Below are 24,395 nucleotides of genomic sequence, written 5' to 3'. Positions count from 1 at the left end.
GGGCGGGGTCAGAGGTCCTTGCGCATGGCCCGGTGCGGTATCCCGGCGTCGGGGAACTCCGGCCCGTACGTCACGTACCCCAGCCGTTCGTAGAAGCCGAGCGCGTGTGTCTGCGCGTGCAGGTCGACGGCGGCGAGCCCACGCGCGCGTGCCGCCTCCTCGATGGCGCCCACCAGCGCGACGCCGACACCCAGCCCGCGCGCCTCCCGGGCCACCGCCAGCCGCCCCAGGGAACCCACCGTGAGGTCGCCGCCGGTCTTGGCGGCCGCCTCCGCGCCGTACAGCAGCCGGCCGGTGCCGAGCGGCACGCCGTCGGCACGGATCGCCAGCACGTGCAGCGCACCGGGGTCGTAGGCGTCGTACTCGATGTCCTCGGGGACGTGCTGCTCGACGACGAAGACCTCCTTGCGCACCGCGAAGCACGCCTCGCGGTCGGCGGGGTCCTCGGCGACGCGTACCTCGTACGACGGGCCCCTGTTCGGGCCTGGCTCACGGCTCACGCGTAGGTCTCCTCGCGCACCCGGTCCAGTGCCTTCTGGAGGTCCTCGGGGTAGTCGCTCCCGAACTCCACCCACCGGCCGTCGGCGGGGTGCTCGAAGCCGAGGCGTACGGCGTGCAGCCACTGACGGGTCAGGCCGAGCCGCTTCGCGAGCGTCGGGTCCGCGCCGTACGTCAGGTCGCCCACGCACGGGTGGCGGTGGGCCGCCATGTGAACGCGGATCTGATGGGTGCGCCCCGTCTCCAGCTTGATGTCGAGCAGCGAGGCCGCGCGGAACGCCTCCACCAGGTCGTAGTGCGTGACCGAGGGCTTGCCGTCGGCCGTGACCGCCCACTTGTAGTCGTGGTTCGGGTGCCGGCCGATGGGGGCGTCGATCGTGCCGCTCGTCGGGTCCGGGTGGCCCTGAACCAGGGTGTGGTAGCGCTTGTCGACCGTGCGCTCCTTGAACTGGCGCTTGAGGAACGTGTACGCGTACTCCGACTTGGCCACCACCATCAGGCCCGATGTGCCCACGTCCAGGCGGTGCACGATGCCCTGGCGCTCGGCGGCGCCCGACGTCGAGATGCGGTACCCGGCGGCGGCGAGCCCGCCGATCACGGTCGGCCCGGTCCAGCCGGGGCTGGGATGCGCGGCCACACCGACCGGCTTCACTATGACGACCACGTCATCGTCGTCGTGCACGATCTCCATGCCCTCGACGGGCTCGGCGACGATCTGTACGGGCGCGGGCGCCTGCGGCATCTCCACCTCGAGCCAGGCGCCGCCGCGCACCCGCTCCGACTTGCCCACCGCCGCGCCGTCCACCAGCACCTTGCCCGCCGCGGCCAGCTCGGCGGCTTTCGTACGGGAGAACCCGAACATCCGGGAGATGGCGGCGTCGACGCGCTCGCCCTCCAGGCCGTCGGGTACGGGCAGGGTGCGGATCTCGGGAAGCGTGCTCACTCGGTCGAGTATGCCGGACGGGTCCGACAGCCCCGTACGCGAGCCTCGGCGGCCCCGGCCCATCTGCCGCCCGCGGGACGGATCTTCGGCGGGCTCAGCCCTTGTGGACGGTGCCGTCGGGGTCCAGCCCGCGGAACGACAGCAGCACGATCAGAATGCCGCCGCACACGATCGCCGAGTCGGCCAGGTTGAAGACCGCGAAGCCCTTGGGCGCGATGAAGTCCACCACCGCGCCCTCGAAGACGCCCGGCGAGCGGAAGATCCGGTCGGTGAGGTTGCCCAGCGCGCCGCCGAGCAGCAGACCGAGGGCGATCGCCCAGGGGAGGCTGTACAGCTTGCGGGCGAGCCGGACGATCACCACGATCACAGCCGCGGCGATCACCGTGAAGATCACCGTGAACGCCTCGCCGATCCCGAAGGCGGCGCCCGCGTTTCGGATCGCCTCGAACCGCAGCCAGTCACCGATGACGTTGATGGGGGCGTGGTGCTCCAGCTTCGCGACCACCAGCATCTTGCTGCCCAGGTCGAGAAGGTAGGCGAAGGCGGCCACGGCGAAGAGCACCGCGATCCGGCGCTTGCCCTTCGGCCGTGCCGGCTCCTCGGCCACGTGCCCGGCCGCCGCGCCCTCGTCGTGCTCCGGCTCGGCCTCTGCCCCCTCCGGGATGTCCGGCGTACCGATGATGCGCTCCGCCTCTGCCACGTGAATCCCTCAACCTAGGTGCCTGACTGAGGACGAGGTTACGGCACCGCCGCGCGGGACCACGCGCCTCCCGGGCCCTGTCGTCACGCTCCCGTTACCGTCCGCTCCCGTCCGCTCTTGTCCGCCTCCCGTCCGCTCCTGTCCGCTCCTGTCCGTACTCAGGTCCGTCTAGCGGCGTTCCTGCTTCTGCTTGCACTCCACACACAGGGTCGCCCGCGGGAAGGCCTGCATCCGGGCCTTGCCGATGGGGTTGCCGCAGTTCTCGCAGAGCCCGTAGGTGCCGGCGTCCAGGCGCTCCAGGGCGCGATCGGTCTGGATGAGCATCTCGCGCGCGTTGGCGGCGAGCGCCATCTCGTGCTCGCGCGTGATGTTCTTCGTGCCGGTGTCGGCCTGGTCATCTCCCGCGCCGTCCCCGGAGTCCCGCATGAGACCCGCGAGCGCCTGCTCTGACGACGTGATCTCGGTACTCAGCCGCACGGACTCCGACTGCAGTTCCGCCCGGGCCTCGGCGACCTCCTCCTCCGACCAGGGGTCCTCGCCGGGACGCACCGCGAGTTCACCGGGCTCCACCGCGCTGAACCGTGCCTTGGGGACGGCGGTGGGTTCGCTCTCCGCCGTGGCCGTGCCAGGAGTCTTCTTAGCAACCACCGTCGTAGCTCCCGTCGTCTTCGCGGCCGGGCTCTTCTTGGCCGCACTCTTCGTGGAAGTGCTCTTCTTGGCGCCGCCCGCCCCAGCGGCCCGCTCAGTGGTGCCCCTCGCCGCGGCGGCACGCTGGGGCGTACCCGTAGCCGTAGCGGCCTTCTCCGTGTTGCCGCCCTTCGCCGCGCCACTCCTCATCGCCCCACGCTTCCCAGGGGGGCCCTTCCCAGCAGCGGCTCGCTCACCGCCCGCTCCCCTGCCGACGACCTTGTCCTCGCCCGCTCCCTTGGTGCCGGCCTTACCCCTGCCCGCCTCCTTGGCAGCGGCCTTGTCCCCGGCCACCTCCTTGGCAGCAGCCTTACCCCCGGCCGCCTCCTTGGCAGCGGCCTTCTTGCCTGCCCTGTCCTTGGTCGCCGTCTTCCTTGCGGCCGTCTCCTCAGCGCCCGGTTGCCCGGCGCGCGCCTTCCGGGCGCCCGTCTTCCCGGCGCCCGCTCTCTGAGCGCCCGCCTCCCCGGAAGCGGTCTTTCTCGTGCCTGCCTTCTTCCGACCCGTCTTGGTCGCAGCGCTTTCCTCGGCAGCCGTCCCACCGGCGGCGCCGCCCCTCACACCGCCCGCGGCGCCCTGCGCACCGCCGGCAGCGACCTTCACACCGCCCGCAGCGCCCTTCGCCGCGCCCCTCTCGGCAGTCTCGGCAGTCTCGGCAGTCTCCGCAACGGCCGCCTTCGAGGCGCCCGGGCCGGCAGTCGCTGCACGGACCGCGCCCTTCTTCGAGGCGCCCGCCTTCGGAACCGTCGCCGCCTTCTCAGCAGCGGTTCCCCCGGCGGTCGCCGCGGAAGCAGGCGCCCGCGTACCAGTGGCTTCACCAGGCTCTCCAGCCCCACCAGCAACCCTCGCGGCAGCCTTCTTCCCAGTGCCGGCCGTCTCCCCCGCGGTCTTCCCGGAAACCGCCCTCTTCTTCGCCGCCGCCGACTTGCCGGCGGCGCCCGCACCCGTCTTCGCCGCGGAGGCAGCCGCATGCAGCCTCTTCACGGACTTGGTACCGCGGCCCAGGGGCGCCCGCGTGCTCTTCTTGCCGCTCGCGTCCTTGGCCGCGGCATCCGTAGGTCTCCCGGACGCCGAGCGCTGTACGGCGGTCTTCTTACCCACCATGGCCGCGGCCCCTTCGCATATTGTGATCTTGTATGCAAATCGTGCTGGGACGATAAATCGACTTGGGGCCCGCGGCAACGGGGCGAGTCACCGTTCCGCCCGCCCCGCGGGCGCCGGGGACCAGGTCTGCATGCGTTGTGCCCAGCTCTTCGGCAGGTATTCCGACAAGCCGGACGTCCCAGAATACGAACATCGGCGCCTGCCCATTCGGGTCACTCCGGACAGCACCAGCGGGGCCCGCGCACCCCCGCGCGGGCGGTCCGCGAAAACCGGTCGGCCGCCATGGGCCCGGCGCCGTACACTGGTCGGAGCGAAAAGCGTGGATGGGGACGAGTAGCGGCGTACGCGGCCAAGAGCGACCCGGGGGCGGTGGAAGCCCGGGGGCGAGCGCGACGTGAAGATCACCCCGGAGCCGCCGGAAGAACACCGGAGCGACACCGCAACGGTCAGTAGACCCGGCATCGCGACCCCAATGAGAGGGCTCACCGGAGCACAGGGCGCACCGGAGGGCCAAGGAGGGTGGTACCGCGGGAGCGCGCCGCACACGGCGTGGACAGCAACAGGCTCTCGTCCCTCCGGACGGAAGGCAGCAAGTCCGCCGGAGGAAGCTCGCTGATGACAACGCCGACGTACCGCCAGGTGCCCGCTCAGGTCGACCTGCCCGCGCTCGAGCACGCCGTGCTCGACTTCTGGCGCGAGCAGAAGATCTTCGCCAAGACCCTGGAGCAGTCCGAGGGCCGCCCGGAGTGGGTGTTCTACGAGGGTCCGCCCACGGCCAACGGCATGCCGGGGGCCCACCACATCGAGGCCCGCGTTTTCAAGGACGTCTTCCCGCGCTTCCGCACCATGCGTGGCTACCACGTGGCCCGCAAGGCCGGCTGGGACTGCCACGGCCTGCCGGTGGAGCTGGCGGTCGAGAAGGAACTGGGCTTCAGCGGCAAGCAGGACATCGAGGCGTACGGCATCGCTGAGTTCAACGCCAAGTGCCGCGAGTCCGTGACCCGCCACACCGACGCCTTCTCCGCGCTGACGACCCGCATGGGCTACTGGGTCGATCTGGACGACGCCTACCGCACGATGGATCCCGAGTACGTGGAGTCCGTCTGGTGGTCGCTCAAGGAGATCTTCAACAAGGGCCTGCTGGTCCAGGACCACCGTGTCGCCCCCTGGTGTCCGCGCTGCGGCACCGGCCTGTCCGACCACGAGCTGGCGCAGGGCTACGAGACGGTCGTCGACCCCTCGGTGTACGTCCGTTTCCCGCTCACCTCCGGTCCGCTCGCGGGCGAGGCCGCGCTCCTGGTGTGGACGACGACCCCGTGGACGCTGGTCTCCAACACCGCGGTCGCCGCCCACCCCGAGGTGACGTACGTCGTCGCCACCGACGGCGAGGAGAAGCTGGTCGTCGCCGAGCCGCTCGTCGAAAAGGCGCTCGGCGAGGGCTGGGAGACCACCGGCCAGACCTTCACCGGCGCCGAAATGGAGCGCTGGACCTATCAACGTCCGTTCGAACTCGTGGAGTTCCCGGGCGATGTCGAGACCCACTACGTGGTGAACGCCGAGTACGTCACCACGGAGGACGGCACGGGTCTGGTCCACCAGTCCCCCGCCTTCGGTGAGGACGACCTCAAGGTCTGCCGCGCCTACGGCCTGCCCGTCGTCAACCCGGTGCGCCCCGACGGCACGTTCGAGGAGGACGTCCCGCTCGTAAGCGGCGTCTTCTTCAAGAAGGCCGACGAAAAGCTCACCGAGGACCTAGCGGACCGCGGCCTGCTGTTCAAGCACATCGCGTACGAGCACAGCTACCCGCACTGCTGGCGCTGCCACACGGCGCTGCTGTACTACGCGCAGCCGTCCTGGTACATCCGCACCACGGCGATCAAGGACCGTCTCCTCCAGGAGAACGAGAAGACCAACTGGTACCCGGAGTCGGTCAAGAACGGCCGGTACGGGGACTGGCTGAACAACAACATCGACTGGGCGCTGTCCCGCAACCGCTACTGGGGCACCCCGCTGCCGATCTGGCGCTGCGAGGACGACCACCTCACCGTCGTCGGCTCCCGCGCGGAGCTCACCGAGCTGTCCGGCACCGACCAGTCGGGCCTCGACCCGCACCGCCCGTACATCGACGAGGTCACCTTCGCCTGCCCCCAGGACGGCTGCGGGAAGACGGCCACACGCGTGCCGGAGGTCATCGACGCCTGGTACGACTCGGGTTCGATGCCGTTCGCACATTGGGGCTACCCGTACAAGAACAAGGACGTCTTCGAGTCCCGCTACCCGGCGCAGTTCATCTCGGAGGCCATCGACCAGACCCGTGGCTGGTTCTACACGCTGATGGCGGTCGGCACGCTGGTCTTCGACAAGTCGTCGTACGAGAACGTCGTCTGCCTCGGCCACATCCTGGCCGAGGACGGCCGCAAGATGTCCAAGCACCTGGGCAACACACTCGAACCGATCCCGCTCATGGACCAGCACGGCGCGGACGCGGTGCGCTGGTTCATGGCGGCCGGCGGCTCCCCCTGGGCGGCCCGCCGCGTGGGCCACGGCACCATCCAGGAGGTCGTCCGCAAGACGCTGCTGACGTACTGGAACACGGTCGCCTTCCAGGCCCTGTACGCCCGCACGTCGAACTGGGCGCCGTCCGAGGCGGACCCTGCCCCGGCCGACCGCCCCGTCCTCGACCGCTGGCTGCTGTCCGAACTGCACGCGCTCACCGACCAGGTGACCGAGGCCCTGGAGGCGTACGACACCCAGCGCGCCGGCAAGCTCCTGTCGGCGTTCGTCGACGACCTGTCCAACTGGTACGTACGCCGTTCGCGCCGCCGCTTCTGGCAGGGCGACAAGGCGGCACTGCGCACCCTGCACGAGGTCGTCGAGACGGTCACCAAGCTGATGGCGCCGCTGACCCCGTTCATCACCGAGCGGGTCTGGCAGGACCTGGTCGTGCCGGTCGCCCCGGGCGCACCGGAGTCCGTGCACCTGTCCTCCTGGCCGGAGGCGGACCTGTCCGCCATCGACCCCGAGCTGTCGAAGCAGATGGTGCTGGTGCGCCGCCTGGTGGAACTGGGCCGCGCCACGCGCGCGGAGTCCGGTGTCAAGACCCGTCAGCCGCTGTCGCGCGCGCTGGTCGCCGCCGCAGGCTTCGAGTCGCTCGACCCCGAACTGCACACCCAGATCACCGAAGAGCTGAACGTCAGTTCCCTCGCCTCCCTGAGTGAGGTGGGCGGCTCGCTGGTGGACACCACCGCCAAGGCGAACTTCCGTGCGCTGGGCAAGCGGTTCGGCAAGCGCGTCCAGGACGTCGCCAAGGCCATCGCGGGCGCGGACGCGGCCGCCCTGTCGCTGGCCCTGCGCGAGGGCACGGCCTCGGTCGAGGTCGACGGCGAGACGGTCGCCCTCGCCCCGGACGAGGTCATCATCACGGAGACCCCGCGCGAGGGCTGGTCGGTGGCGTCCGACTCCGGTGCGACGGTCGCCCTGGACCTGGAGATCACGGAGGAGCTGCGCAGGGCGGGCCTCGCCCGTGACGCGATCCGCCTGATCCAGGAAGCCCGCAAGAACAGCGGCCTGGACGTCGCCGACCGGATCGCCCTGCGCTGGTCCTCCAGCGACCCCGCCGTGTCCGCGGCCCTGTCCGAGCACGCTCCGCTCATCTCCGACGAGGTGCTCTCCACGGACTTCGCCGAAGGCGAGGCGGACGACAGCTACGGCGAGACGTTCACCGATGAGGGCCTGGCGCTGACCTTCCGCCTGCGGAAGGCGTAGCGCCCGGCGAGGCCGCAGACCGCAACCGACCCAAGAGGGCCCGGTCCTTCCGACGGACCGGGCCCTCACCCGTGCCCGCACCAGAATGTGTCCTTCGCCACATCACCCCCACAACTGCACCCCCATACCGGACAACACGAACAAAAGGGCGAGGCCCCCGGAAAATCCGGGGGCCTCGCCCTGAACGCTGCCGACGCCTACGGCGTATTAGAGCCCGTCAGTTGTCGTCCTCGTCGATGAGGAAGCCACGCATCGGCGACGGCGCCTGGCCCATCGGGGAGGGACCCTGCGGACGGACGGGAGCCATCGGCTGGGTCATGGCCGGCGACATCTGCTGCTGGCCGCCATAGGAGGGCGCGGACGGGGGCGGGCCACCCATGGACTGGTTGCCGCCGTACGACGGGGCGCTCGCACCGGCCGGTGCCATCGAAGGCGCCGGGGACGGCGGCAGCGACGGGGCCGCGGGGGTGCGCGGCGGAGCCAGCGAGTCGTCCGCCTGGGTCTCCAACTGACGCAGCTGGGACTCGAGGTACGACTTCAGACGCGTGCGGTACTCGCGCTCGAAGCCGCGCAGGTCCTCGACCTTGCGCTCCAGCGTGGCGCGGGCGGATTCCAGCGAACCCATCGCGACGCGGTGCTTCTCCTGCGCGTCCCGCTCCAGGGCGTCGGCCTTGGCACGGGCGTCACGCTCCAGACCCTCGGCGCGGCTGCGCGCCTCGCCCACGATCTTGTTGGCCTCGGAACGCGCCTCGGCGATCGCCTGGTCGGCGGTCTGCTGGGCCAGCGAGAGCACGCGCGCGGCGCTGTCGCCGCCGGGACCCTGACCGGGACCGCCCATGGGGCCGCCCATCGGGCCACCCATGGGACCGCCCATCGGGCCACCCATCTGCGGCTGCATCTGCCCCTGCATCGGACCCGGACCCTGGCCCATCTGTCCCTGCATGGGGCCCTGTCCCTGCATCGGACCCTGGCCCTGCATCGGACCCTGCCCCTGCATAGGACCCTGCCCCTGCATGGGGCCCTGCCCCATCGGACCCTGACCCATCGGGCCGGGACCCTGCGGACCACCCTGACCGCCGGGGCCGGCGGGCAGCGCGGGAGCACCGCTCGGCAGCTGGGGCGGGCCACCCATGGGGCCACCCATCTGCTGCTGCGGCGGGCCCGATATGCCGGCGGGTACCGGACCGCCCGGACCGCGCATGCCCTGCTGGGGCATGCCCTGCTGGGGCATGCCCTGTTGCGGCATGCCCTGCTGCTGTTGATCCTGGGGCTCGGGAGGCTTGCGCATGCCCTGTTGCTGGTTCTGCGCGGCGGCCCTCGTCGCCGCGGCCAGTTTGGCGCGCAGGTCCTCGTTCTCGCGGAGCAGGCGGGTCAGTTCGGCTTCGACCTCGTCGAGGAAGGCATCGACCTCGTCCTCGTCATAGCCTTCTCGGAGGCGGACGGTCGTGAACTGCTTGTTCCGCACGTCCTCGGGGGTCAACGGCATCTCTTCACCTCAACGTAGTCGTCGGCATCGTCGGCGTTCGGCAAGACCGTATCGTTCACAGCCGGCTCACGACGGAGATCAGGATGTAGACGATGATCATCAGTACGAAGAAGGACAGGTCGAGCGCCACGCCCCCGAGACGCAACGGCGGAATGAACCGCCGCAGAAGCTTGAGCGGTGGATCGGTGACAGTGTAGGTGGCCTCCAGAACTACCACCATGGCCTTGCCGGGCTGCCATGAGCGGGCGAACTGGAAGACGTAGTCCATCACCAGCCGGAAGATCAGCACGATGAGGAAACACATCAGCGCGATATAGATGACATCCAAGACCACGCCCATGATCCGTGCTTCCCTCTCCCCGTTCCGTGCCCGATTTCCGGTGGTACATCTCAGCTCTGGTTGAAGAACCCGCCCTCTGCGATGCGGGCCTTGTCCTCCGCCGTGACATCGACGTTAGCAGGCGACAACAGGAACACCTTCTGCGTCACCCTCTCGATACTTCCGTGCAGGCCGAAGACGAGACCGGCGGCAAAGTCGACAAGTCGCTTCGCGTCGGTGTCGTCCATCTCCGTGAGGTTCATGATCACCGGGGTGCCTTCACGGAAGTGTTCCCCGATGGTACGGGCCTCGTTGTAGGTCCGAGGGTGGAGCGTGGTGATCCGGTACGGCTCTCGCTCGGACACGACCTTGGGCATGATCACCGGTGCGTTCTTCTCGAGGGACTGACGTTCTTGTGTGATGGATGCCACGGGAGCGATGCGCGCCGGGCGGCCGGATTCGAGGGGAAGCGGGGCGGAATGGGCCACCGGCTCGCGCTGTGCGGGCGGTTGCACCACTCGTACCGATTCATCCCTTTGAGGTTGGTGGGGACTGTGCGACTGGTGCGACGGCTCGTGCCGCCGCCGGTCGTGCTCGGGCTCCGGGTCCAGCTCGGGCTCGAAGTCGTCGTCGGGATCGAAACCCCGGCCGTCGTAACCATCGTCCTCCACGAGGCCGAGGTAGACCGCCATCTTGCGCATCGCGCCGGCCATTGCTCTGAGTCCTCCGCTCTGTGGTGAATCGGCTGACGACTTCCCAAGTGTCCGCCATCCACGAGGCCGTTATGCCCGCGATCAGCGGGAATGACCATATTTTCTGCTGTGGTCCGACTTCCTGGCGACGTTACCCGAGCCTGGGCCGGACTCCGAGTACCGCGCTGCCGACGCGTACATGTGTCGCCCCTGCCGCCACGGCCTCCTCGAGGTCCGCACTCATCCCTGCGGAGACCATGTTGGCAGCCGGATGAGCACGGCGCAGGTCGGTCGACAAATCCATCAACCGCTCGAAGGCCGCCCGTTGCCGTCCCGCGTACTCCCCGGCGAGCGGCGCCACGGTCATCAGTCCGTCGAGCCGCAGCCCGGGAGCCCCGGCCACGAGTTCACCCAACTCCTCGATCCCGCCGGGCGCCACGCCACCGCGCTCCCCCCGGCCGCTCTCCTCCGCGTCCAGCGCGACCTGGATCAGACAGCCGATCTCCCGCCCGGCCCGCACGGCCTCTTTCGACAAGGAGGTGACAAGCCGGGCACGGTCGACGGATTGCACCACATCCGCATAACCGACCACGGATCGAACCTTGTTGGTCTGCAGTTGACCGACAAAATGCCAACTGATGGGCAAATCCGAACATTCGGCAGCCTTGGGTGCCGCGTCCTGGTCCCGGTTCTCGGCGACGTGCCGCACCCCGAGCTCGGAGAGGATCCGCACGTCGCTCGCGGGATAGGTCTTGGTGACCACGATCAGCGTCACCTCATCGCGCTTGCGGCCCGCCGCCAAGCACGCCGCCGCGATGCGCTCCTCAACACCCGCCAGATTCCGGGTGAGTTGTTCCCTGCGCTCCGTCATTCCGATCAGTCCAGCCACACATATCCCGCGAGCCGCCCGGTGGTGCCCTCCCGGCGGTAGGAGAAGTGGTCCTCCGACTCCATGGTGCACACCTGTGACCGCTCCCGGTCGCGCACCCCGAGCCGCTCCAGTTGCGCATGCACCCCGGCGGCCACGTCGACGGCGGGAGTTCCCCAGCCGGTCTCGGCGAACGCCGCGGGCTCCACAGCGGCGACCGCGGTGCGCATGGCCTCGGGGACCTCGTAGCAGCGTCCGCAGACGGCGGGCCCGGTGCGGGCGACGATCCGGGCGGGGTCGGCGCCCAGCCGGGCCATCGCCTCGACGGCGGCGGGTACCACCCCGGCGACCATGCCCGGCCGGCCCGCGTGGGCCGCCGCCACCACCCCGGCGACGGGGTCGGCGAGCAGGACGGGGACGCAGTCTGCGGTGAGCACGGCGAGCGCGAGTCCACGCCGCGCGGTGACGATTCCGTCGACCTCGGCCGCCGGACCCTCCCCGCACGGCCCGTCGACCTCGGCGACGTCACGGCCGTGCACCTGGTTCATCCAGACCACCCGGGCCGGGTCGAGTCCCAGCGACTTGGCGGCAAGTTCGCGGTTGGTGCGGACGGTGTCCGCGTCGTCACCGACCGCGCCCCCCAGGTTGAGCTCCTCGTACGGAGCGGCGCTCACCCCGCCCCACCGGTCGGTGAAGGCGAAGTGCGCGCCGCCTGCGGTACCCGTCGTGTAGTGCTGCCCTATCACTTCAGGAGGCCCGGGATCACTTGAGGAAGTCCGGGACGTCAAGCTCTTCGGCCGCGCTGTCGGAGTAGGAACGCGACGGCGGCACCGGCGGCGCGACCGGGATCTCGTTCACCGGTTCGGGGGCGGGCGCCGGCTCCGGCGCCTCCTTCGGGGTCACGCTGCCCAGCGAGCCGAAGGAGGGGCGCTCGGCGGGACGGGCCGGAGTCGGCTCCTCGCGCCGGGCCGAGGACGAGCCGAGCACGTTGTCCCGCTTGGCGGGCGGCTGGCCGCCGTCGAAGCCGGCCGCGATCACGGTGACCCGGACCTCGTCGCCGAGGGCGTCGTCGATGACCGCGCCGAAGATGATGTTGGCCTCGGGGTGCGCGGCCTCGCTCACCAGCTGGGCGGCCTCGTTGATCTCGAACAGGCCGAGGTCCGAGCCGCCGGAGATGGACAGCAGGACGCCCCGGGCGCCGTCGATGGAGGCCTCGAGGAGCGGGGAGGAGATCGCCATCTCGGCGGCGGCCACCGCGCGGTCGTCGCCGCGGGCCGAGCCGATGCCCATGAGGGCCGAACCGGCCTCGGACATCACGGACTTGACGTCGGCGAAGTCGAGGTTGATCAGGCCGGGCGTGGTGATCAGGTCGGTGATGCCCTGGACACCCGAGAGCAGCACCTGGTCGGCGGACTTGAAGGCGTCGAGGACGCTGACCTGGCGGTCCGAGATGGACAGCAGCCGGTCGTTCGGGATGACGATGAGGGTGTCGACCTCCTCGCGGAGTTCGGCGATGCCGTCCTCGGCCTGGTTGGCGCGGCGCCGTCCCTCGAAGGTGAACGGGCGGGTGACCACGCCGATGGTGAGGGCGCCGAGCGAACGCGCGATGTTGGCCACGACGGGCGCGCCGCCGGTTCCGGTGCCGCCGCCCTCACCGGCCGTCACGAAGACCATGTCGGCCCCCTTGAGGACCTCCTCGATCTCCTCGCGGTGGTCCTCGGCGGCCTTGCGGCCGACGGCCGGGTTGGCTCCGGCGCCGAGTCCGCGGGTGAGTTCACGGCCGACGTCGAGCTTGACGTCGGCGTCGCTCATCAACAGAGCTTGCGCGTCGGTGTTGATGGCGATGAACTCGACGCCCTTGAGACCGACCTCGATCATCCGGTTGATGGCATTGACACCACCGCCGCCGACACCGATGACTTTGATGACTGCGAGGTAGTTCTGCGGTGCTGCCACGTCGAAGGCCTCTCGCCTCGAGTTACGTGTCGCCGCCTCGCATGGGAGCGATCCGACGACTGATGCCGAATGGGACGGTTCCGAACGCCGACCCGAACCCTAACCCTGAAGTTTAGGGTTACCAGTGTGTCTGTTCCTTGGACTCTTCGGAACAGGACACTAAGTCGACAAGTGGCGCACGTTCAACGAACACGCCGAACCTCCCGTTTTTCTTTTCACCCTATGTGATCAGCCATAGCGGTGCCCAACCAGGGTGCTGGCCTGCGCGGATACCCGTCAACTTCCCGATGACGCGGGGGCGGTGGGGACGCTCACGTCGAAGTGCCGCGCGCCGGGGGAGGCTTTCATGAGAGCCTTGAGTGTCGCCGCCTTCGCGCGGCTCTTCTCGCTGCTGCCCCAGTCCACGGTCCGTCCCCCGCTCAACTCCAGCGAGATGGAGTCGTACGAGCGGACTTTGACGGTCCGTAGGTCGCGCCCCACGGCGGCTGGAGCGACGGCCACGACGCGCACCGCCTCCCGGGCCAGCCGCTCGGTCCCGAAGCGGCGCAGACTGGCTGCGGGGCCCCGGGTGATTTCCAGCGTGGGAACACCCTTCGGCGCGGTCCTGACGGTCGCGAATCGCACGCCCTCGTCATCCACTTCGACGAATTCGCCCCCCTTTTCCACAACCAGGACCGGCTTGCGCTCCGTCACTTTCAGGTCGATTCCATCAGGCCAGGAACGGGTGACATCAATCGAGTCAATCCGGGGCAATTTTCGCCGGAGTCGGTCCGCAATCGCATCGGTGTCGATGGAAATCAGGGGCGATCCGATCGGCACGTCGGCGGCCTCCCGCACCTGGGCGGGCGTGAGCACGTCCGTGCCGGAGACGGTCACACGCTCCACCCGCAGCCACTGCGAGCCGTAGAGCGTCCACAGGGTGCCCCCGGCCAGCAGCGTGAGGCCAACCAGGATGACAATCACACGAGTTCGGGAGAGGGGTGGCCACCCGATACGGGGCGGCCGGGGCGGGCCGGAATCGAGTTGCTGCCGTTCACCGCGCTCGGCGGTCGTCGGTCCGGCCACGCTGCCCTCCCATTTCAGGCTCGGTTCGCCTCCGGGGCGCTTGTGCCGGTGTCCAGGCGGCCCCTGAGGCTCACTCGCCGACGTGCTAACGACGGTGGCGCGAGGCGATCGCCTCGTACACCATGCCGACAAGCAGGTCGTCGGCGTCCCGGCGGCCGAACTCGCTTGCGGCGCGGGACATCTCGTACAGCCGGTGCGGATTGGTGAGCACGGGCACCACCTGGGACTGCACCCACTGCGGCGTCAGTTCCGCGTCGTCGACCAGCAGTCCGCCGCCCGCCTTGACCACCGGCTGGGCGTTCAGCCGTTGCTCGCCGTTGCCGATGGGCAGCGGGACGTAGGCCGCCGGCAGTCCCACGGCGGAAAGCTCCGCGACGGTCATCGCGCCCGCGCGGCAGAGCATCATGTCGGCGGCGGCGTACGCGAGGTCCATCCGGTCCAGATACGGTACCGGCAGGTACGGGGGCATGCCCGGCATCTGCTGCACCTGCGGCAGTTCGTTCTTCGGGCCGACCGCGTGCAGGATCTGGATGCCGGACTGCTGGAGCAGCGGGGCGACCTGCTGGATCACCTCGTTGAGCCGCCGGGCGCCCTGCGAGCCGCCGGAGACCAGCAGCGTGGGCAGGTTGGGGTCGAGGCCGAAGGCGGCGCGGGCCTGGGGGCGCATCGCCGCACGGTCGAGGGTGGCGATGGAGCGGCGCAGCGGGATGCCGATGTAACGGGCGTCGCGCAGCTTGCTGTCGGGCGTGGAGACGGCGACCTGGGCTGCGTACCGCGAACCGATCTTGTTGGCCAGGCCCGGCCGGGCGTTGGCCTCGTGGACGACGATCGGGACACCGAGCCGCTTGGCCGCGAGGTAGCCGGGCAGGGCGACGTAGCCGCCGAAGCCGACGACGGCGTCCGCCTTGGTGCGCTCCAGGATCTGCTCGGCCGCCTTGATCGTGCCGCGCAGCCGTCCGGGGACGGTGATCAGCTCGGGGGTGGGCTTGCGCGGCAGGGGAACGGCGGGGATCAGCGCGAGTTCGTAGCCACGCTCGGGTACGAGACGTGTCTCAAGGCCGCGCTCCGTGCCCAGGGCCGTGATGCCCACTGTCGGGTCCTGCCTGCGCAGGGCGTCCGCGAGGGCGAGCGCGGGCTCGATGTGGCCGGCGGTTCCCCCACCGGCGAGTACGACATGCACCGAAATTCACCGCTCTCCGGACGAACGCGCGGGTGCGCGCCGTCGCATCGTGTTCCAGCTCCGAGGACTCCGGTTTCTCCCGGAGCCTCCAGCCCGCTTTCTACCAAAGCGAGGTTGCCGCATCGCAAGCGCGGCCCGCGCAGCGGGGTCCTCGCGCGCGAAGGCGATCAGCAACCCGATGGCGAACATGGTCGGCAGCAGGGCGGAGCCCCCGTAGGAGAACAGCGGGAGCGGGACACCGGCGATCGGCAGCAGACCGAGCACCGCACCGATGTTGATCACCGCCTGAGCGGTGATCCAGGTGGTCACGCCTCCCGCGGCATACCTCACGAAGGGGTCCTCCGTGCGTCCGGCCACGCGGATACCCGCATAGCCTAGGGCCGCGAACAGGGCCAGCACCGACAGCGTCCCCGCGAGGCCCAGTTCCTCACCAGTGACGGCGAAGATGAAGTCGGTGTGTGCTTCCGGGAGTTGGCCCCATTTTTCCACACTGGCACCGAGACCGGAACCGAAGAGTCCGCCGGAGGCCAGGGCGTAGATGCCGTGCACGGCCTGCCAGCACTGGTCGTTCGGGCCGGGGTCGGTGGCGCCGATGCAGGCGAGCCGGGCCATGCGGTTGGAGCTGGTCTTGATCAGCAGTGCGCCGATCAGCGCGGCCACGGCCAGCACCCCGACGAAGAGCCGGGTGGGCGCCCCCGCCAGCCACAGCAGGCCGAACAGGATGGCGGTCAGGATGATCGCCGTTCCCATGTCGCCGCCGAGCATGATCAGCCCGAGCAGCAGGAACGCCGCCGGAACCAGCGGCACCAGCATGTGCTTCCACTGGGTCAGCAGCCGCTTGTCCTGCTTGCGGGCGAGCAGGTCCGCGCCCCACAGGACGAGCGCCAGCTTGCCGAACTCACTGGGCTGGAGCTGGAAGGGGCCGACGATGGAGATCCAGTTCTGGTTGCCGTTGACGGACATCCCTATCCCCGGCACCTGCACCAGCACCATGAGAAACACGGATCCCGCGAGTATCGGATAGGCCAGCGCCCGGTGCAGCTTGGACGGCATCCGCGAGGCGATCAGCAGCAGCACGGCCCCGAGAACGGCGGCCAGGAACTGTTTGCGAAAGAAGTACGACCCCGGCAGCGACAGTTGCAGGGCCTTGATCTGCGACGCCGAGTACACCATCACCAGTCCGAGCACGGTGATCAGCACACTGCCGCCGAGGATCAGGTAGTAAGCGGTCAGCGGCCGGTCCCAGGCACGCCGGGCCCGCAGGACCAGCCGCCGCACCGGGTTCTCGCCCGGCGTGCGGGGCGTGGCGGACCGTCCGGAGGCGCGCGGAGCCGGGGGACGGCCGGTACGGCTACTGGCCATCAGCGCCCCTGTCCACCGCGCGGGTGCGATCCGGGGTGACCGCCGCGCCGGCCCGTGCGGGCTCGGTGGAGGGCCGGGCCGGCGCCGTGCGGCCCGCGGGCAGCCGTCCCCGAAGCACCGACCACGATGGCGTCACGCGTCCCTCCCACAGGGTCCCGGGCGCGCCCGGACCGGCTCGGCCCCGCCGTCAGGCGCTTGCGGAGCCGAGCTCACGAACGGCATCCGCGAACGCGTCCCCGCGCTGGTTGTAGTTGACGAACATGTCCATGGAGGCACAGGCGGGCGCCAGCAGCACCGTGTCGCCCGCGCGAGCGATCCGCGCGGCCTCCCGGACAGCCGCGAGCATCGCCCCAGTGTCGGTCCGCTCGAGGTCCACCACGGGTACCTCGGGCGCGTGTCGCGCGAGCGCCTCGCGGATCAGCGCGCGGTCCGCGCCGATCAGCACCGCCCCGCGAAGTCGCTTTGCCGACTTGGCGACCAGTTCGTCGAAGGTCGCCCCCTTGGCGAGCCCGCCCGCGATCCACACGATCGACGGATACGCCGCCAAGGAGGCCTCCGCGGCATGGGTGTTGGTGGCCTTGGAGTCGTCGACGTACGCGACCTGGTCGATGTCGGCGACGTGTGCGATCCGGTGGGCGTCGGGGGTGAAGGCCCTGAGGCCGTCCCGTACGGCCTGTGCGGGCACCCCGTAGGCGCGGGCCAGCGCGGCCGCGGCCAGTGCGTTGGCGATGTTGTGCGGCGCGGGCGGGTTGACGTCGGAGACGTGGGCGAGTTCCTGGGCGTTCTTCTGCCGGTTCTCCACGAACGCGCGGTCGACCAGGATGCCGTCGACGACGCCGAGTTGGGAGGGTCCGGGCGTGCCGAGCGTGAAGCCGATGGCCCGGCAGCCCTCCTCGACGTCCGCCTCGCGCACCAGGTCCTCGGTGGCCTTGTCGGCCGTGTTGTAGACGCAGGCGATGCGATTGCCCTCGTAGATACGGCCCTTGTCGGTGGCGTAGGCCTCCATGGAGCCGTGCCAGTCGAGGTGGTCGGGGGCGAGGTTGAGCACGGCCGCCGAGTGGGCGCGCAGCGAGGGAGCCCAGTGGAGCTGGTAGCTCGACAACTCGACGGCCAGGACGTCGTAGGTCTCGTCGCCGAGCACGGCATCGAGCAGTGAGACGCCGATGTTGCCGACGGCCGCCGTGCGCAGCCCGGCCGCCTTCAGGATCGAGGCGAGCATCTGCACGGTGGTGGTCTTGCCGTTGGTGCCGGTGACGGCGAGCCAGGGCGGGGCGTCGGGCCCCCTGAGCCGCCAGGCGAGTTCCACGTCGCCCCAGACCGGCACGCCGGCCGCCTCCGCCGCCGCGAACAACGGCTTGTCCGGCCGCCAGCCGGGAGCGGTCACGATCAGTTCGGTGCCCTCGGGCAGGGTCGCGCCGTCGCCAATACGCACGGTGACCCCGAGCGCCTGGAGTTCCTCGGCCTGTGCCCGGGCGCGGTCGTCGTCGCCGTCGTTGACGACCGTGACGACGGCGCCGAGGCCGTGCAGCACCTTGGCCGCCGGGAGGCCCGAGACGCCGAGCCCGGCGACGGTGACGTGCCTGCCCGCCCAGTCGCTCCCCTGCCAGTCGGTCACTTGTCGGCCGCCCATCCCGCGTAGAAGATGCCAAGTCCGACGATCACACAGATGCCCTGAATGATCCAGAAGCGGACCACCACGAGCACCTCCGACCAGCCCTTGAGCTCGAAGTGGTGCTGGAGCGGTGCCATGCGGAAGACGCGCTTGCCGGTGAGGCGGAAGGAGCCGACCTGGATGACGACCGACATGGTGATCAGGACGAACAGACCGCCGAGGAGGGCGAGCAGCAGCTCCGTGCGGGAGCAGATCGCGAGGCCGGCGAGCGCGCCGCCGAGGGCCAGCGAACCGGTGTCACCCATGAAGATCTTCGCCGGTGAGGTGTTCCACCACAGGAAGCCGAGACAGGCGCCCATGAGCGCGGAGGCGACGATGGCGAGATCCAGCGGATCTCGCACCTCGTAACAGGCGGACGGGTTGGTCAGCGTCTCCGTGTTGGCGCAGGACTCCTGGAACTGCCAGACGCCGATGAAGGTGTACGCGCCGAAGACCAGCACGGAGGCACCGGTGGCGAGGCCGTCCAGGCCGTCGGTCAGGTTCACGCCGTTCGACATCGCCAGGATCATGAACAGCGCCCAGATCACGAACAGCACGGGGCCGATGGTCCAGCCGAAGTCCTGCACGAAGGAGAGCCTCGTGGAGGCCGGTGTCTGGCCCCGGGCGTCCTCGAACTGCAGGGCGAGGACCGCGAAGGCGACACCGACGATCAGCTGTCCGGCCATCTTCGCCTTGGCCCGCAGACCCAGCGAACGCCGCTTGACGATCTTGATGTAGTCGTCCAGGAAGCCGACCAGGCCCATGCCCGCCATCAGCCCGAGCACCAGCAGACCCGAGAAGGTCGGTGTGTAGCCCGTGATCAGCTTGGACAGGAAATAGGCGGCGACCGTGGCGAGGATGAAGGCGATGCCACCCATGGTCGGCGTACCGCGCTTGTGGTGGTGCTCGCGCGGGCCGTCGTCGCGGATGTACTGGCCGTAGCCCTTGCGGGCCAGCAGCTTGATCAGCAGCGGGGTGCCGACGAGGGTCAGGAAGAGGCCAATGACTCCTGCGAACAGGATCTGCTTCATCATCGGGCGTCAGACCTCACCCTCGGCGCCGCTCTCGAGGAGCGCCTGCGCCACTCCTTCAAGTCCGACCGACCTGGACGCCTTCACGAGCACGACGTCGCCCGGGCGCAACTCGCTGCGCAACAGGTCGATCGCCGCCTGTGCGTCGGACACGTGCACCGACTCCTCACCCCACGAACCCTCGTTATATGCGCCCAGTTGCAGCCAGGACGCTTCCCTGTCCCCGACCGCGACGAGCTTGCTGACGTTGAGCCGGACGGCGAGCCGTCCGACCGCGTCGTGCTCGGCGAGCGCCTCGTCCCCGAGCTCGGCCATCTTGCCGAGCACCGCCCACGTGCGGCCCCCTCGTGCCTGTGCGGCTTTGCCCATGGCCGCCAGCGCCCTGAGGGCGGCCCGCATGGACTCGGGGTTCGCGTTGTAGGCGTCGTTGACGATCGTCACGCCGTCCGGGCGCTCGGTGACCTCCATCCGCCAGCGGGAGAGGGAGCCCGCCTCGGAGAGCGCGACGGCGATCTCGTCTGCGGACATGCCCAGCTCATGGGCGACGGCGGCCGCGGCGAGCGCGTTCGACACGTGGTGCTCACCGTACAGGCGCATGGTCACGTCACTGCACCCGGAGGGTGTGTGAAGCGTGAAGGCGGGCTGTCCGCCCTCTGTGAGACGTACGTTCTCGGCGCGTACGTCCGCTTCGCCGGACTCACCGAAGAGGATCACCCGGGCCTTGGTCCGCGAGGCCATGGCGCGGACGAGCGGATCGTCGGCGTTGAGGATCGCCGCGCCGTCCTCGGGGAGGCCCTCGACCAGTTCGCCCTTCGCCTGGGCGATCTGCTCGCGGCCGCCGAACTCGCCGATGTGGGCGGTGCCGACGTTGAGCACCAGGCCGACCTTCGGGGGCGTCAGGTCCGTGAGGTAGCGGATGTGGCCGATGCCCCGGGCGCCCATCTCCAGGACGAGGAATTTCGTCTCCTCGGTGGCACTGAGCGCCGTCAGCGGCAGCCCGATCTCGTTGTTCAGCGAACCGGGGGTGAAGACCGTCGGCGCCTTGCGCCGCAGCACCTGCGCGATCAGGTCCTTGGTGCTGGTCTTGCCCGCGGAGCCGGTGAGGGCGATGAGGGTCGTGCCGAGCCGCGCCACGACATGGCGTGCCAGTGCCCCCAGGGCCCGCTGGACGTCGTCCACGACGACGGCGGGCACACCGACGGGGCGGGACGCCAGCACGGCTGCCGCACCCGCCTCGACAACGGCCGCGGCGAAGTCGTGGCCGTCCACGCGCTCGCCCACGAAGGCGACGAAGAGGCACCCCGGTTCCACCTCACGGGAATCCCGGACGACAGGTCCGGTGACATGTACGGACTCCGGATCCGGTATGTCGTGCGTCTGCCCGCCGACGACAGCTGCGATCTCGGCGAGAGAGAGGGCGATCACAAGTTCATCCCTGGGTCTGCTGGATAGCTTCGCGAAGCACCTGGCGGTCGTCGAAGGGACGAATCACGCCGGCGATGTCCTGGCCCTGCTCGTGGCCCTTGCCCGCGACCAGCACCGTGTCACCGGGCCGGGCACGGGCCACGGCGGCGGCGATGGCGGCGGCCCGGTCCTCGAAGACCTGTACCTCGCCGCGCTCGTGCGCCGGCACCTCGGCCGCGCCCGCGAGCATGGTGGCGAGGATCGCGAGCGGATCCTCGGAGCGGGGGTTGTCGGAGGTCAGTACGGCGGTGTCGGCGAGCCGTGCCACGGCCGCGCCCATCGGCATCCGCTTGGTCCTGTCACGGTCGCCGCCGCAGCCGAGCACGACGTGCAGCCTGCCCTCGGTGACCTTGCGCAGGGCCCGCAGGACGGATTCCACCGCGTCGGTCTTGTGCGCGTAGTCGACGACCGCGAGATACGGCTGGCCGGCGTCCACACGCTCCAGCCGGCCCGGGACGCCCGGTACGGCGGCTACGCCGTCGGCGGCGTGCTGCGGGTCGAGTCCGGCGGTGGCGAGGGCGACGATCGCGGCGAGCGTGTTGGCGACGTTGAAGGGACCGGCGAGGGGCGACTTCGCCGTGATCCGCTCGCCCTTCGGGCCGACGACGGTGAACGCCGAGTCCAGGGGTCCCACCTGGACGTCCTCGGCCCGCCAGTCGGCGTCCGGGTGGCCCTCCGCGGAGAACGTCACCACGGGGACGGTGGCTTCCTCGACGAGCCTGCGCCCGTACTCGTCGTCGAAGTTGACCACGCCCTGCCGGCTGCGTTTCGGCGTGAACAGCTGCGCCTTGGCCCGGAAGTAGTCCTCCATGTCGGAGTGGAACTCCATGTGTTCCGGGCTGAGGTTGGTGAAGACGGCGATGTCGAAGACACAGCCGTCGACCCGGCCGAGGACCAGGGCGTGACTGGACACCTCCATCGCCACGGCGTCCACCCCGCGCTCACGCATGACCGCGAACAGGGCCTGCAGATCGGTGGCTTCGGGGGTGGTGCGCTCGGACTTGATGCGTTCGTCGCCGATGCGCATCTCGACCGTGCCGATCAGCCCGGTGCTGCGGAAGGTCTTCAGACCGCCCTCGACGAGATAGGCGGTGGTGGTCTTGCCGGAGGTACCGGTGATGCCGATCTGGAGGAGATCGCGTCCGGGGTGTCCGTAGATCGTGGCCGCCAGCTCGCCCATCCGCCCCCGCGGGTCGTCCACGACGAGGACCGGCAGTCCGGTGGCCGCGGCGCGTTCGGCGCCCGTCGGGTCGGTGAGCACGGCGGCGGCGCCGAGGCCGGCCGCCTGGGTCACGAAGTCGGCTCCATGCAGACGGGCGCCGGGCAGCGCGGCGTACAGGTCGCCTGGGCGCACCGCGCGTGAGTCATGGGTGATGCCCGTGACCTCGGCGGTTCCCTCCGGCTCGGCGGCACCCAGCTGATCGGCGAGCTCCGCGAGGGGTGTTGCGGAGACCCGGACCGGCCGTGGCGGTCCCGGGAACGTCACAGGAGCCTTCTGGGGGGTGGGGGACTGATCAGCGTGTGGCACGGCGGTGAGCGTACCGGGCGCACCCCCGCCGGAGCTAAACGGTCGCCCGCGCGGAGCGCTGTCCGGCGCGGGCGGGGCGGGTTGCGTGCCGTGGTTCCCGGGGTCGGGGGTATTCGTTGTCACGAGCTGGTTCCTGAGGGCGTCGTTGGCTGTACCTGGTGGGTTTCCGGACTGCTCCCCGGGGTTTCCGGTGGGTTCCCGGACTGCTTCCCCGGCTGTTCGTGGCTGGTTCCCGGCTCAGGGGGTGAAGGTGACGGGCAGCCGGGCGGGCTTGGCACCGGTCGGTGGTACTTGAAGCGTCTTCAGGGCGAACTCCATCACCTGCTTGTACACGGGTCCGCAGATCTGACCGCCGAAGTAGCTGCCCTTGGTGGCGTTCTGGATCGCGCAGTAGACGGTGATCCGCGGGTTGTCCGCCGGGGCGAACCCCGCGAACGAGGACGTGTAACCGCGGTACTTGCCGGTGGCCGGATCCACGCGGTTGGCCGTACCCGTCTTGCCCGCGACCCGGTAGCCGGGGATACGGGCCTTGGTGCCGGTGCCCTCCTGGTCGTCCACGACGGACTCCAACATCTGCGCGAGGGTCTTCGCCGTCTTCTCGCTGACGACCCTGGTCTTCCCGGGCTTGGGTGCGGGTGTGAAACGTCCGTCGGGTCCCTTGGTGCCGCGCACCAGTGTGGGTTCGACACGTACGCCGCCGTTGGCGATCGTCGAGTAGACGGAGGCCGCCTGCATGGCGTTGATCGACACGCCCTGTCCGAAGGGGATCGTGTACTGCTGTGAGGTGGACCACTTGTCGGGGGCCGCGAGGATGCCGGAGGTCTCCCCCGGGAGGCCGAGTCCGGTGGGCCTGCCGATGCCGAACTTGCGCAGGTACGAGTGGAGGACCCGGTTGGCCTGCGGCTGGGTCTCGCCCAGCTGGCCGGTGGCCAGGATGGTGCCGATGTTGCTGGATTTGGCGAGGACACCGTTGAGGGTCAGGTACCAGGTCGGGTGTTCGATGTCGTCCTTGAAGAGCCGGTCGCCGCGCTGCAGCCGGTTGGGCACGGTGACGTGCGTGGCGGGCGTCGCCGCGTTCTCCTCCAGGACGGCGGCCATCGACATGACCTTGGCGGTGGAGCCGGGCTCGTAGGCGTCCTCGACGGCCGCGTTGCGCAGGGCGTCCGCGTCGGCCGTCGACAGGTCGTTGGGGTCGAAGCCGGGTGCGTTGGCCATGGCGAGGACCTCGCCGGTCCTCGTGTCCTGCACGATCACGTACCCGCGGTCCGCCTTGGACTTCTTCACCTGGTCGGTGATGGCGTTCTGCGCGGCCCACTGGATGTCCCGGTCGAGGGTGAGCTCGACCTCCTCCCCCGGTACGGCGGGGGTCTCGGTGGAGCCGGCGGTGGGCACCTGGCGTCCGCCGGACTGGGCGTACCGGATCTTGCCGTCCTTGCCGGTCAGTTCCTCGTTCAGCTGCGCCTCGAGGCCGCCGCCGCCCTTGCCGTCGGCGTTGACCCAGCCCAGCAGCGCGGCGGCGAGGTCGCCGCCCGGGTAGACGCGCTTGCTGGTGGGTTCCTGGAAGACGCCCGCGAGGACGTTGGCGGTGTCGGGGTCCGCTTGCGCCTTGTCGGCGAGGGTGCTCTTCAGGTCCTTGATCTGCTTCCAGACCTGGGGGGTCTGCCGCCGGGCCAGCAGCACGTACTGGGTGTCCCGGGTCTTCAGCTTCCTGGTCAGCTCGGCGGTGTCCTGGCCGAGGATGGGGCCGAGCAGCGCCGCGGCCTGTTCGGGTCCGTCGCCGACCTCGAGCGCCTTCCTCGTGAACATCGTGGGGTCGGCCGTGATGTCGTACGCGTCCACGCTGGTCGCGAGTTCCACGCCGTTGCGGTCGGTGATGCCGCCGCGCTCGGCGGCCAGGGTGTGGGTCAGATAGCGGTTCTGCTGGGCCTTGGCGGCATAGGTGTCGGCGTCCACGGCCTGTACCTGCAGCAGCCGTACCACGAACGCGAGCAGCACCAGGGTGAGCGCCAGGCCGACCATGCGCAGCCGGGGACGGGGGCTGCCGAGGCGCAGCGGGCGCGGCGCGGCGGGGCGGGGCGCGGTGGGGCGCCGGGCGGGGC

19 protein-coding genes are annotated in these 24,395 nt (G+C 70.2%); 1 reads left to right on the top strand and 18 read right to left on the bottom strand.

Annotated features, from left to right (window positions below):
* Positions 1–8: 8 nt before the first annotated feature.
* The 4 genes from EF387_RS18555 to EF387_RS18540 all read right to left on the bottom strand — a co-directional run bounded on the left by EF387_RS18555 (position 9) and on the right by EF387_RS18540 (position 3,929).
* Positions 9–500: a GNAT family N-acetyltransferase gene (locus EF387_RS18555; protein ID WP_128377691.1), complete on the bottom strand. Its 492-nt coding sequence runs from the start codon at positions 498–500 to the stop codon at positions 9–11.
* The gene (locus EF387_RS18550) at positions 497–1,441 is read right to left on the bottom strand and encodes an RluA family pseudouridine synthase (RefSeq protein ID WP_128377690.1); all 945 of its coding nucleotides are present in this window, start codon (positions 1,439–1,441) and stop codon (positions 497–499) included. Before EF387_RS18550 ends, EF387_RS18555 begins: the two co-directional genes overlap by 4 nt.
* Before the next feature lie 94 nt (positions 1,442–1,535).
* On the bottom strand, positions 1,536–2,141 hold the full coding sequence (gene lspA, locus EF387_RS18545) for a signal peptidase II (protein ID WP_128377689.1): 606 nt from the start codon (positions 2,139–2,141) through the stop codon (positions 1,536–1,538).
* A gap of 168 nt (positions 2,142–2,309) precedes the next feature.
* Complete coding sequence (locus tag EF387_RS18540) at positions 2,310–3,929, bottom strand: TraR/DksA family transcriptional regulator (protein WP_128377688.1); 1,620 nt, start codon at positions 3,927–3,929, stop codon at positions 2,310–2,312.
* 615 nt (positions 3,930–4,544) lie between these two features.
* Here EF387_RS18540 and ileS point away from each other — a divergent pair.
* On the top strand, positions 4,545–7,694 hold the full coding sequence (gene ileS, locus EF387_RS18530) for an isoleucine--tRNA ligase (protein ID WP_128377686.1): 3,150 nt from the start codon (positions 4,545–4,547) through the stop codon (positions 7,692–7,694).
* Between the two features lie 217 nt (positions 7,695–7,911).
* On the opposite strand, the gene EF387_RS18525 is transcribed toward ileS, so the two are convergent.
* From EF387_RS18525 to EF387_RS18460, 14 genes are all read right to left on the bottom strand, one after another.
* Positions 7,912–9,180 (bottom strand): DivIVA domain-containing protein, encoded by a 1,269-nt coding sequence (locus tag EF387_RS18525; RefSeq protein ID WP_128377685.1) that lies wholly within the window; start codon positions 9,178–9,180, stop codon positions 7,912–7,914.
* A gap of 55 nt (positions 9,181–9,235) precedes the next feature.
* Positions 9,236–9,520, bottom strand: coding sequence for a YggT family protein (locus EF387_RS18520; protein WP_128377684.1), 285 nt, complete (start codon positions 9,518–9,520; stop codon positions 9,236–9,238).
* A 50-nt stretch (positions 9,521–9,570) separates the two neighbouring features.
* On the bottom strand, positions 9,571–10,212 hold the full coding sequence (locus tag EF387_RS18515) for a cell division protein SepF (RefSeq protein WP_128377683.1): 642 nt from the start codon (positions 10,210–10,212) through the stop codon (positions 9,571–9,573).
* A 130-nt stretch (positions 10,213–10,342) separates the two neighbouring features.
* Positions 10,343–11,062, bottom strand: coding sequence for a YggS family pyridoxal phosphate-dependent enzyme (locus EF387_RS18510; RefSeq protein ID WP_128377682.1), 720 nt, complete (start codon positions 11,060–11,062; stop codon positions 10,343–10,345).
* A gap of 5 nt (positions 11,063–11,067) precedes the next feature.
* Entirely contained in the window at positions 11,068–11,805 is a 738-nt protein-coding gene (gene pgeF, locus EF387_RS18505) for a peptidoglycan editing factor PgeF (RefSeq protein WP_128377681.1), read from the bottom strand.
* A gap of 16 nt (positions 11,806–11,821) precedes the next feature.
* Positions 11,822–13,015, bottom strand: a complete 1,194-nt coding sequence (ftsZ, locus tag EF387_RS18500) for a cell division protein FtsZ (RefSeq protein ID WP_128377680.1) — start codon at positions 13,013–13,015, stop codon at positions 11,822–11,824.
* A 276-nt stretch (positions 13,016–13,291) separates the two neighbouring features.
* Positions 13,292–14,080 carry a cell division protein FtsQ/DivIB gene (locus EF387_RS18495; RefSeq protein WP_128377679.1) on the bottom strand — a complete coding sequence of 263 codons (789 nt, stop codon included), beginning with the start codon at positions 14,078–14,080 and terminating at the stop codon, positions 13,292–13,294.
* Positions 14,081–14,165: 85 nt separating this feature from the next.
* Positions 14,166–15,260, bottom strand: a complete 1,095-nt coding sequence (gene murG, locus EF387_RS18490) for an undecaprenyldiphospho-muramoylpentapeptide beta-N-acetylglucosaminyltransferase (protein ID WP_128377678.1) — start codon at positions 15,258–15,260, stop codon at positions 14,166–14,168.
* A gap of 6 nt (positions 15,261–15,266) precedes the next feature.
* On the bottom strand, positions 15,267–16,622 hold the full coding sequence (gene ftsW, locus EF387_RS18485; RefSeq protein WP_128377677.1) for a putative lipid II flippase FtsW: 1,356 nt from the start codon (positions 16,620–16,622) through the stop codon (positions 15,267–15,269).
* A 187-nt stretch (positions 16,623–16,809) separates the two neighbouring features.
* Positions 16,810–18,252, bottom strand: coding sequence for a UDP-N-acetylmuramoyl-L-alanine--D-glutamate ligase (murD, locus tag EF387_RS18480; protein WP_128377676.1), 1,443 nt, complete (start codon positions 18,250–18,252; stop codon positions 16,810–16,812).
* Positions 18,234–19,307 carry a phospho-N-acetylmuramoyl-pentapeptide-transferase gene (gene mraY / locus EF387_RS18475; RefSeq protein WP_128377675.1) on the bottom strand — a complete coding sequence of 358 codons (1,074 nt, stop codon included), beginning with the start codon at positions 19,305–19,307 and terminating at the stop codon, positions 18,234–18,236. The genes murD and mraY overlap by 19 nt, the downstream gene beginning before the upstream one ends.
* 6 nt (positions 19,308–19,313) lie before the next feature.
* Positions 19,314–20,729 carry a UDP-N-acetylmuramoyl-tripeptide--D-alanyl-D-alanine ligase gene (locus tag EF387_RS18470; RefSeq protein WP_128377674.1) on the bottom strand — a complete coding sequence of 472 codons (1,416 nt, stop codon included), beginning with the start codon at positions 20,727–20,729 and terminating at the stop codon, positions 19,314–19,316.
* A gap of 4 nt (positions 20,730–20,733) precedes the next feature.
* Positions 20,734–22,254, bottom strand: a complete 1,521-nt coding sequence (locus EF387_RS18465) for a UDP-N-acetylmuramoyl-L-alanyl-D-glutamate--2,6-diaminopimelate ligase (protein WP_128377972.1) — start codon at positions 22,252–22,254, stop codon at positions 20,734–20,736.
* 279 nt (positions 22,255–22,533) lie between these two features.
* On the bottom strand, positions 22,534–24,395 hold a 1,862-nt coding region (locus EF387_RS18460), incomplete at its 5' end, for a peptidoglycan D,D-transpeptidase FtsI family protein (RefSeq protein ID WP_238431588.1).

Origin of the sequence: Streptomyces cavernae, assembly GCF_004023625.1 — a bacterium.
GTDB classification, from domain to species: Bacteria; Actinomycetota; Actinomycetes; order Streptomycetales; family Streptomycetaceae; genus Streptomyces; species Streptomyces cavernae.
The sequence above is the reverse complement of the archived record's forward strand: the minus strand, read 5'-3'. Positions and strand labels throughout refer to the sequence as shown.